General features: G+C 73.9%; 10 protein-coding genes. 5 read left to right on the top strand and 5 right to left on the bottom strand.

Annotated features, from left to right (window positions below):
• Positions 1-9 precede the first annotated feature (9 nt).
• Genes ABD979_RS19395 through ABD979_RS19375 form a run of 5 tightly spaced genes read right to left on the bottom strand, consistent with a single transcriptional unit; the run spans position 10 to position 4,518 of the window.
• Complete coding sequence (locus ABD979_RS19395) at positions 10-486, bottom strand: MOSC domain-containing protein (RefSeq protein WP_345509173.1); 477 nt, start codon at positions 484-486, stop codon at positions 10-12.
• Between the two features lie 10 nt (positions 487-496).
• Complete coding sequence (locus ABD979_RS19390) at positions 497-2,281, bottom strand: SulP family inorganic anion transporter (RefSeq protein ID WP_345509172.1); 1,785 nt, start codon at positions 2,279-2,281, stop codon at positions 497-499.
• Between the two features lie 29 nt (positions 2,282-2,310).
• A complete protein-coding gene (locus ABD979_RS19385; protein WP_345509171.1) occupies positions 2,311-3,069 on the bottom strand; it encodes a cobalt-precorrin-6A reductase in 759 nt (252 codons plus the stop codon).
• A 2-nt stretch (positions 3,070-3,071) separates the two neighbouring features.
• Entirely contained in the window at positions 3,072-4,064 is a 993-nt protein-coding gene (locus ABD979_RS19380; protein WP_345509170.1) for a MerR family transcriptional regulator, read from the bottom strand.
• 10 nt (positions 4,065-4,074) lie between these two features.
• Entirely contained in the window at positions 4,075-4,518 is a 444-nt protein-coding gene (locus tag ABD979_RS19375) for an SRPBCC family protein (protein ID WP_345509169.1), read from the bottom strand.
• A gap of 147 nt (positions 4,519-4,665) precedes the next feature.
• On the opposite strand from ABD979_RS19375, the gene ABD979_RS19370 reads away from it, so the two are divergent.
• Genes ABD979_RS19370 through ABD979_RS19350 form a run of 5 tightly spaced genes read left to right on the top strand, consistent with a single transcriptional unit; the run spans position 4,666 to position 10,113 of the window.
• On the top strand, positions 4,666-5,958 hold the full coding sequence (locus tag ABD979_RS19370; protein ID WP_345509167.1) for an NAD(P)/FAD-dependent oxidoreductase: 1,293 nt from the start codon (positions 4,666-4,668) through the stop codon (positions 5,956-5,958).
• A complete protein-coding gene (locus ABD979_RS19365; RefSeq protein WP_345509165.1) occupies positions 5,955-6,710 on the top strand; it encodes a DUF1365 domain-containing protein in 756 nt (251 codons plus the stop codon). The genes ABD979_RS19370 and ABD979_RS19365 overlap by 4 nt, the downstream gene beginning before the upstream one ends.
• Entirely contained in the window at positions 6,707-7,996 is a 1,290-nt protein-coding gene (locus ABD979_RS19360) for a class I SAM-dependent methyltransferase (protein WP_345509164.1), read from the top strand. The genes ABD979_RS19365 and ABD979_RS19360 overlap by 4 nt, the downstream gene beginning before the upstream one ends.
• 10 nt (positions 7,997-8,006) lie before the next feature.
• Positions 8,007-9,374 (top strand): cryptochrome/photolyase family protein, encoded by a 1,368-nt coding sequence (locus tag ABD979_RS19355; protein ID WP_345509163.1) that lies wholly within the window; start codon positions 8,007-8,009, stop codon positions 9,372-9,374.
• Between the two features lie 19 nt (positions 9,375-9,393).
• Entirely contained in the window at positions 9,394-10,113 is a 720-nt protein-coding gene (locus tag ABD979_RS19350; protein WP_345509162.1) for a CPBP family intramembrane glutamic endopeptidase, read from the top strand.
• Positions 10,114-10,116 lie beyond the last annotated feature (3 nt).

Below are 10,116 nucleotides of genomic sequence, written 5' to 3'. Positions count from 1 at the left end.
CGACGGTGATCAGGGGGTGGGGTCGGGGGCGGTGTCGGGGTGCAGGTCCACGTCGTCGCCGACGGTGATCGTGCCGGACGTCAGCAGCCGGAAGACCGTGCCAGCGCGGGCGTGCAGGGCGCGTGCGGCGCCCGGGCCGAGGGTGTCGTCGAGCAGTCGGCAGGGCGCGGCGATGCGCACGACCTCGAGCTCGACGTCGCCGACCCGGATGCGCGCGCCGGGCTTCGTCGGCACGTCACCGCCCGAGATCGTCAGGTTGCGCCGGGTCAGGCCCGGGTCGACGGGACGGCCGAGGTCGGCGGCGGCCGCCTCGAGGTCGGGCAGCGACTGGATCGTCACGTGCCGGTGCCGGCTGCCGTGGTAGCGGTCACCGACGAGGCCCGCCCCGGCCTCGGCCTCCACGCTCGGCACCGACCGCGTCGGCAGCCGGCGCCCCTTGGCGACGTGGATCGACGCGACGGTCGGTGGGGCGTGCTCGGGATCCATGCCGCCAAGGCTAGGCGTCGGGCTCGGGCTGCGCGGGCACGGGTGGGATGCGCAGCCCGGGCGGCGGGTGGCCGTGCTGCCCGCGATACCACTCGGCATACGCGGCGACCGCGGTCGGGAGCGTCGGGAAGATGCGGTCCGCGCCGATGCGCTCGACGAGCCCGCCGGCCTCGAGCGAGCGCCGGAGGTCCTCCTTGACCCGCGCCATCGCGACGACGATCCCGCGGCGCTCGAGCGTGCCGCGCAGCGTCTCGAGGGCGTCGACGGCGGTGAGGTCGACCTCGGTGTTCGCCTCGGCGTTGAGCAGGAACCACTCGACCCGCTCGTCCGTGGACGCGGCGTCGACGACCGCGAGCGCCCGCTTCGCGAAGTCGTCGGCGTTGGCGAAGAACAGCGGTGAGTCGTAGCGGTAGACGACGAGGCCGGGCACCTGCACGGCGTCCGGGTGGTCGTCGATGTCGTGCATGCCGGCGACGTCGGGCACGTAGCCGAGCACGCCGTCGTGCGGGTGCACGATGCGCCGGAGCAGGTCGAGCACCGACAGCGCGATGGCCGCCCCGATGCCGGGCAGCACGCCGAAGAGGAGCACGGCGGCGGTCGTCGAGAGCGCGAGCACGAGCTCGCTCCGGCGGAAGGCGGCGATCCGGCGCAGCTCGGCGACGTCGACGAGCCGGATCGCGGCGAAGACGACCACGGCCCCCAGGGCCGCGGTCGGGAAGGCGCCGATGACCGGTCCGAGCCAGAGCAGCGTCGCGACGACGAGCACGAGCGAGACGAGGGAGTGCAGCTGGGTGCGCGCGCCCATGGCGTCGGCGATGACGGTGCGGCTGCCGCTCGAGCTGATCGGGAAGCCCTGGAGCACCCCGGCCGCGACGTTCGCGCCACCGAGGGCGAGCAGCTCCTGGTTGCTCTCGATGCTCTCGCGGTGACGCGCGCCGAACGCGCGCCCGGTCAGCACGTTGTCGGAGTAGGCCACGACGGCGATGCCGAGGGCGGCGGGCAGCAGCGCCCAGACGTCGGCGTCGCGCACGTCGGGCAACCGCACCGCGGGCAGCCCCTCGGGCACGGCACCGACGAGCTGCAGCCCCGCGCGGTCGGCGAGCCCGAAGACGGCGACGACGACGGTCGCGCCGAGCATGGCGATGAGCGGGCCCGGCCACGTCGGGGCCGTGCGGTGGAAGACGACGAGCACGGCCAGGACGGCGAGCGCCAGCACCAGCGTCGGCAGGTGGGTGTCGCGAAGGTGCGTCACGGCATACCTCAGCTCCTGCACGAAGGAGTCGCCCTCGACGCGGATGCCCATGACCTTGCCGATCTGGCTCACCACCATGAGCGCCGCGATCCCGGCCATGTAGCCGACGAGCACGGGCTTGGAGAGCAGCTCGGAGAGGAAGCCGAGCCGGAGGAGGTAGCCGGCGAGGCACAGCACCCCGACGGCGACGGCGAGCAGCGCCGCCATCTCCTCGCGCGCCACCTCGCCGCCGGCGGCCGTGACGAGCGCCCCGACGCCGGCCGCCGTCATGAGCGCCGTCGTCGACTCGGGGCCGACCGACAGCTGCCGCGACGAGCCGAGCAGGGCGTAGACGAGCAGTCCCGGCCCGACCGCCCACAGCCCGGTGACCGCGGGGAGCCCGGCCACCTCCGCGTAGGCGAGCACCTGCGGCACGAGGTAGGCCGTCACGGTGATGCCGCCGAGCACGTCGCCGCGCAGCCACACCCGGTCGTAGCGGCGCAGCACGGCGACCCCGGGGAGCAGCCGCTCCCACGGCGCCCCGTCGCGCGCGCCTGCCGTCACGCGACGAAACTACGCGAGGACGGATGCCGTCAGGCCCGTTTCCCGTCGACCGCCCGCACCGCCTGCACCGCCCGCACCGCCGCGTCGACCGTGGTCACGACCCGCACCCCCGGCGGCAGCGGGGGCCGGCGCACGACGACGACCGGCACGCCGAGGTCGTGGGCGGCCGCCAGCTTGGCCTCGGTCAGGGCGCCCCCGGAGTCCTTGGTGACGAGCACGTCGATGCGGCGGTCGGCGAGCAGGGCGTGCTCGGCGGCGTACGGGTAGGGGCCGCGGGCCTGCAGCACCTCCCACGAGGCCGGAACCGCCCAGCCGGGCGGGTCGACGACCCGGGCCAGCACGTAGCGGTCGTGCCACGTTGCGAAGGTCTCGAGCTGCTGGCGCCCGGTCGTGAGGAACGGCCTGCTGCCGAGGCGCTCGGCGGCTCCCCGCGCGGCCGCGACGTCGTCGACCCACGTGAAGCCGCCGGCGAGCGCGTGCTCCGACCAGCCCGGCCGGTGCAGGCGCAGCACGGGTGTGCCGGCCCGGGCGCACGCGGCCACGGCGTTGCCGGTGATCGTCGCGGCGAAGGGGTGGGTGGCGTCGACGACGACGTCGTAGCCCTCCTCGTCGAGGTGCCGGGCGAGCCCGTCGACGCCGCCGAACCCCCCGACCCGGAGCCCGCCGACCGGCAGCGCCGGTGCACTGACCCGCCCGGCGAGGCTCGTCACGACCTCGGCCCCGCCCGCGACGAGGCGCGCGGCGAGCGCCCGGGCCTCGCCGGTGCCCCCGAGGACGAGGACCCGCACGCTCAGGCGGACATCCGCAGGCGGCGGGTCATCTCGCCGACGGCCACGGTGATGGAGTGCCCGAGGTGGATGCAGCTGCCCTCGATCTCGTTCTGCTGGCTGCCACCGAGGCCGATGACGACCTCGGGGTGGGTGCGCGAGACGGTGTCGACGATGTCGCTCGCGGCGGTGATGTCGATGTTGCGGGGCACGGCCATGACGATGCCGGCCGCGCGCCGCACCTCGATGGCGCGCACCCACTCCTCGGCGGGCAGGTCGGCGCCGACGTAGACGGTCGCGAAGCCCGCCCGCCGCGCGGCGACGGCGAAGGCGAGCAGGCCGAGCTCGTGGCGGGCGCCGGGGGGCAGCCCGATGAGCAGGGTGGGGCCGTCGGCGCGGCCGGCCGCGGCCTCGTAGGCGGCCGCGAGACGGCGCTGCACGGCATACGACACGAGGTGCTCGCCGGCCACCGTGAGGCGCCCGTGCGCCCACTCCTCGCCGACGAGGCCCAGCGTGGGCATGAGCCAGTCGTCGACGACGTGCTCGAAGGTGCCCAGGGCGAACCGGGCGTCGAGCACGGCCGTCGCCGAGGCGGAGTCGAGGCGCTCGGCGGCCCGGATGAAGGCTTCGGCGTCCTCGGACTGGTAGCGGCCGCCGCCGCGCAGCGGCGCCACCTGTCCCCGCCGACCGTCACCCCGCCCGGCGCCACGACCGTCAGCACGACCGTCGGCGCGCCCGACACCCCGCGAGCCGTTGGCCGGCTCGCGCCCGGCGTCCGGGCCACCGGCGTCGCGGCCCGAGAGACGACGGAGGGTCTCGGCGGCGGCCTCACGGGCCGACCAGCCGCTGCCGACGAGCGAGTTCATGATGGCGAGGGCGCGCACGTCCTCGGGGCCGTAGAGGCGGTAGCCACCGTCGGAGCGCTGCGGGTGCACGACGCCGTAGCGCCGCTCCCAGGCCCGCAGGGTGGCGACGCTGATGCCGGTCAGCTCGGCGGCTCGCTTGATCGTGTACACGGGCGCTCCCCTAGGACAGTCTGCTCAGGGCCTGCCGCATGCCCCGCTCCGCCTCGTCGCCCAGCTTCTTGAAGGCGGGCGCGAGCAGGGGCGCGACGAGCCGGGCGACGCCCTTGAACTCGAAGTCGGCGCGGTAGGTGACGGTGGTGCCCTCGGTGCCGCCCTCGAGCGTGCGCACGAAGGTCATGGTGTCGTGCGCGACGACGGTGGCGTTCTCGCCGCGGAGGGCGAAGCGCTCGCCGGGCACGCTCTCGGTCACGAGGTAGTCGAGCTCGGTCTCGCGCCCGAGGAAGCGGGAGGTGTTGCGGTAGCGCGTGCCGACACCGCCCTCGCCCGCGACGCGTTCGGTGTGTACGGTTCCGGGGTCCCACTCGGTCGTGTTCGTGAAGTCACTGAGGTAGGCGAAGACCCGGTCCACGGGCTGCTGCACCGTCACGCTGCGCTCGACGTCCATGCCTTCTCCAACCTTTGACAGACCTTTGACAGCCACCATACGGTGTGGCCGAGGGATGGACAACGCAGCGGCGCCGGTTGCGGTCCCGCTCCAATCCGGTCGGGGCGCCACGCCGAACCACACGGGACCCAACAGCAGGAGGCCTCGGTGACTCGTTCCGACCGACCCGTACCCACCCCGGGGGCTCAGCGCCCCACGGCAGCCGTCATCGGCGCCGGCATCTCCGGCCTCACCGCCGCGCACGTGCTGAGCACGACGCACGACGTCACGCTCTTCGAGGCCGACACGCGCCTCGGTGGCCACGCGCACACCCACGACGTCGTCGGCCGCGACGGGTCGCTGCGCATCGATAGCGGGTTCATCGTGCACAACGAGCGCACCTACCCGCACCTGCTGCGCCTCTTCCGCGAGCTCGACGTGCCCACCCAGGCCACCGAGATGAGCATGAGCATCACGTGCGGCGGCTGCGGCCTGTCGTATGCCGGCGGACGCGGCGCCAAGGGCATGTTCGCCCAGAAGCGCCGTCTCGCCGACCCCCGGTTCGTCCGGATGCTCACCGAGGTGCCCCGCTTCCACAAGGCCGCCCAGGCACTGCTGCTCGACGGGTCGCAGGACCCGACGTGGGGCGAGTTCCTCGCCGCGCAGGGTTTCTCCGAGTACTTCGTGCGGCACTTCGCCATCCCGCTCGTCGCGTGCGTGTGGTCGTGCGGCGACCTCGACGCGTCGGTCTACCCCGCGCGCCACCTCTTCCGCTTCCTCGACCACCACGGCATGCTCACCGTCACCGGCTCGCCCACGTGGCGCACCGTGACGGGCGGCTCGGCCACCTACGTCGACCGCCTCGTCGAGCGCCTGCCCGACGTCCGCCGCGACAGCCCCGTCACCGCCGTGAGCCGCCATGACGACGGCGTCGACGTGCTCGTCCGCGATGGCCAGACGGCCACCTTCGACCGTGCCGTCGTCGCGACGCACGCCGACTCCGCCCTCGCGCTGCTCGCCGACGCGACCCCCGACGAGAAGCGCGACCTCGGCGCCATCGGCTACTCGCGCAACACGACGTGGCTGCACCGCGACTCCTCGGTGCTGCCGCGACCGCAGCAGGCCAAGGCCTCGTGGAACTACCGCATGACGGCCTGCGACGCCCCGGCCCCCGACGTCACGGTCAGCTACTGGATGAACCGGCTGCACGGCATCACCGACGCCGACGACCACGTCGTCACCCTCAACCCCGAGGGGATCGTCGACGAGTCCCTCGTCACGGCGCGCATGACCTACGACCACCCGATCTTCACACGGGAGGCCGTCGAGGCCGCGGGCCGGCTGCGCGACGCCGGCGGCGAGCGCCTCGCCTTCGCCGGGGCCCACCTCGGCTGGGGCTTCCACGAGGACGGCTGCCGCTCGGGCGTCGAGGCGGCGCAGTCGCTCGGGGTGCGCTGGTGACCGTCCGGCTCACGCCGCCGCCCGTGCCGGCCCTCGTCGACGGGACGGTCGCGCACGCGCGGCGTACCCCGCTCCACCACAGCTTCACGTACGGCCACTACCAGTGGCTCGTCGACGTCGACGACCTGCCCCGGCTGCCCTGGCCCGCCCGTGCCCTCGCCCGCTTCGACGCGCGCGACCACCTCGACGGCGGCAGCCTGGGAGGTGGGCTGCGCGGTGACGTCGAGCGCTTCCTCGCCGCCCGCGACGTCACGCTCTCGCCCGACGACCGCGTGCTCATGCTCGCCAACGCGCGCGTGCTCGGCCACACCTTCGACCCGCTCAGCGTGTTCTGGTGCCTGCGCCCCGACGACACGCTCGTCGCCGTCGTCTTCGAGGTGCACAACACCTACGGCGAGCGCCACGCCTACCTGCTCGACGTGCACGACGACGGCACCGCGACGGTCGGCAAGGCGTTCTACGTCTCCCCGTTCAACGACACCCGGGGGGAGTATGCCGTCCGGCTCGTCCTCGACGAGGGCACCGTCGCGGTGTCCGTCGCCCTCGACCGCGACGGTGAGCGCATCCTCTCCGCCGCCACCCGCGGCACGCCCGTGCCCGCGACGAGCCGTACCCTGTTCCGACTCGTGCGGCGGCACGGCCTCATGACGCAGCGCGTGACGACCCTGATCCGGGCCCACGGCATCCGTCTGTGGCTGCGCCGCCTGCCCGTGATGCCCCGCCCCCGCCACCCTGAGGAGGCCGTCCGATGACCGCCCAGTCCCCCGTCTCACCCGCGCTGTCGATGGCGCAGCCGATCTGCCTGCGCCGCCCGAGCCTGCGCGTGCTCTGCGTGCGGGCCCGCCTCGCCCGCAGCATCCTGGCCCAGGTCGCCAAGCGCGTGCCGGTCGACGTCGTGCTGCCCGACGGCTCGCTCCTCGACGGCGGCACCCGGCGCCCCGACCGCCCGGCCCTGTCGATCGTGCGCCCCACGGCCCTCTTCGAGCGGCTCGCGCACCACCCGAAGATCGGCATCGGCGAGGCCTACATGGCCGGGGACTGGAAGGCCGCCGAGGGCACCGACCTCGCCGAGCTGCTCATGCCGTTCGCCGAGCGGATGACGACCGCGGTGCCGGAGGGCTGGCTGCGCCTGCGCGGCTTCGTCGACCGCCGCATCCCGAGCATCCAGAACAACTCGCTCCTCGGCTCGCGCCGCAACATCGAGGCGCACTACGACCTGTCCAACGACCTCTTCGCGACCTTCCTCGACGAGACGATGAGCTACAGCTCGGCGATCTTCGACGGGGACCAGCCGCTGCGCACGCAGTCGTTCGAGGACGCGCAGCTGCGCAAGGTGCACGCCATCCTCGACATGGCCAAGGTCGGCCAGGACACCCGTGTCCTCGAGATCGGCACCGGCTGGGGCACGCTCGCCCTCGAGGCGGCCCGCCGGGGCGCCACCGTCACGAGCGTCACGCTCTCCAAGGAGCAGGCCGCGCTCGCCCGGCAGCGGGTGGCCGACGCCGGGTTCACCGACACCGTCGACATCCGCATCCAGGACTACCGCGAGGTCGACGGCGAGTACGATGCCGTCGTCAGCGTCGAGATGATCGAGGCCGTCGGCGAGGAGTACTGGGAGACCTACTTCCGCACCATCGACGAGCGCCTGGCCCCCGGTGGCATCGCGGCCGTCCAGGCGATCCTCATGTCGCACGAGCGGCTCATGGCGACGAAGCACTCCTACGGGTGGATCCAGAAGCACATCTTCCCCGGCGGCCTCATCCCGAGCCTCGAGGCGATCAGCGGCACGACCGACGCCGCGACCTCCTTGCGGGTGACCGGCGTCGACGCCTTCGGCGCCGACTACGCCGAGACCCTGCGCCGCTGGCGCGAGACGTTCCTCGACCGCTGGCCGGAGGTGCACGCCCTCGGCTTCGACGAGACGTTCCGGCGCAAGTGGGAGTTCTACCTCGCCTACTGCGAGGCGGGCTTCGCAACCGGGTACCTCGATGTGGCACAGATCCGGTTCGAGCGGACGGGCACCACGGTCCCGGCCTAGGAGGCGACGCATGGCGAGCGAGCGGACGACGGCGATCCTCTGGTTCCGGCGCGACCTGCGCCTGCACGACCACCCGGCGCTGCTCGCCGCGCTGGAGTCCGCCGACGAGGTGCTGCCCGTCTTCGTCCTCGACCCGCGGCTGCTCGACACCGCCGTGCCGCGCTCGCAGCGGCTCGTGGCGTCGGTGCGCTCGCTCGCGGCCGACACCCGGGACGCGCTCGTCGTGCGCCGGGGCGATCCCGTCGACGTGATCCCCCGGCTCGCCCGGCAGGTCGGCGCCCGCCAGGTGCACGTGACCCGCGAGACGACGCCCTTCGGCGCCGCCCGTGACCGGGCCGTCGAGCGGGCGCTCGCCGACGACGACCGCGAGCTCGTCGCGACCGGCACGCCGTATGCCGTCGGGCCCGGCATCGTCCTCAACGGCTCGGGGGCGCCCTACAAGGTCTTCACCCCGTTCTCCAGGGCGTGGCGCCAGCACGGCTGGCCCGCCCCCGCCGAGCGGCCCGCGCGCATCGCGTGGGCCCACCCACGGGTGGCGTCCGACGACCTGCCCGAGCTGCCCGACGGCATCCGGCTCGAGGCCGGCGAGGCCGCCGCGCGCACGCGGTGGGCCACGTTCCTCGACGACGGGCTCGACGCGTACGGCGACGAGCGCGACCGGCCCGACCTCGACACGACGAGCCGGATGTCGGCCCCGCTCAAGTACGGCGAGATCCACCCCCGCACGATGCTCGCCGACATCGCGGCACGCGGCGCCCGCTCGAAGGGCGCCGGCACCTACTCCACCGAGCTCGCGTGGCGGGAGTTCTACGCCGACGTGCTGCACCACAACCCCCGCTCGGCGTGGCACGACCTGCGCCCGGAGCTCGCGAGGCTGCCCTACGACTCCGGCGCCGAGACGGACCGGCTCGTCGACGCGTGGCGCGAGGGCCGCACCGGCTACCCGATCGTCGACGCCGGCATGCGCCAGCTGCTCGAGGAGGGCTGGATGCACAACCGGGTGCGGATGATCACCGCGAGCTTCCTCACCAAGGACCTCCACGTCTGGTGGCCCGTCGGCGCCCAGCACTTCCTCGACCACCTCGTCGACGGCGACATCGCCAGCAACAACCACGGCTGGCAGTGGGTGGCCGGCACCGGCACCGACGCCTCGCCGTACTTCCGCGTCTTCAACCCCGTGACGCAGGGCCGCAAGTTCGACCCCGACGGCGAGTACGTGCGCCGCTGGGTCCCCGAGCTGCGCCACCTGACCGGCGCGTCGGCCCACGAGCCGTGGAAGCACGACAACGGGTACGAGAAGGACTATCCCCAGCCGATCGTCGACCACGACGACGAGCGCAAGGAGACCCTGGCGCGCTACGAGCGGGCCCGACGCTAGCGACCGGAGGAGAGCACAGATGCGGGGCCCCGTCGCCGAGCTGCGCGCGTTCGTCAACGCGGCGCTCATCGAGAAGGTCCAGCGCGACCACCGCGACAGCCCGGCCGTCTTCCGCCGGCGGCAGCTCGTCGTGGCCGTCACCTTCGTCGTCGGCACGGCGGTGCTCGGCTGGGCGCTGCGGATCACCCCCGGCGACCCGCTCTTCTACGTCGCGACGATCGCCCTCGCCGCGGTCTGGCTCGTCGGGGCCCTCGTCTCCGGACCCCTCCACGCCGGGATGGGCCACACGCGACGCGGGGAGCAGGCCCGCCCGATCGTGCAGTCGCTCGTGCTCGGCGGCCTGCTCCTGCTGCTCTTCCTCGTCGGCGCGCTCGTCGTGGCGCGCATCCCGGTGCTGCGCGAGCCCGTCGACCAGCTGCTCGACCACGCGCGCTTCGGCGCCTTCGCCGCCGTGCTCGCCATCACCTTCGTCAACGGCGTCGTCGAGGAGATCTACTTCCGCGGCGCCCTGTATGCCGCTCTCCCCCGCCACCAGGTCACCCTGACGACGGTGCTCTACGCCCTGACGACCGTGGGCAGCGGCATCCCGCTGCTCGTCCTCGCCGCCGCCGTCATCGGCCTCGTCACGGCGCTCCAGCGCCGGGTCACCGGCGGCTTCCTCGGCCCGATCATCACGCACGTCGTGTGGTCGACCGGGATGCTCGTGCTCCTGCCCCCCGTCCTCCAACTGACCAGGTGACCT

Origin of the sequence: Terrabacter aeriphilus (genome assembly GCF_039542985.1) — a bacterium.
Taxonomy (GTDB): Bacteria; Actinomycetota; Actinomycetes; order Actinomycetales; family Dermatophilaceae; genus Terrabacter; species Terrabacter aeriphilus.
Note: the sequence above shows the minus strand (reverse complement) of the source record. Positions and strands in the feature narration are given on the sequence as shown.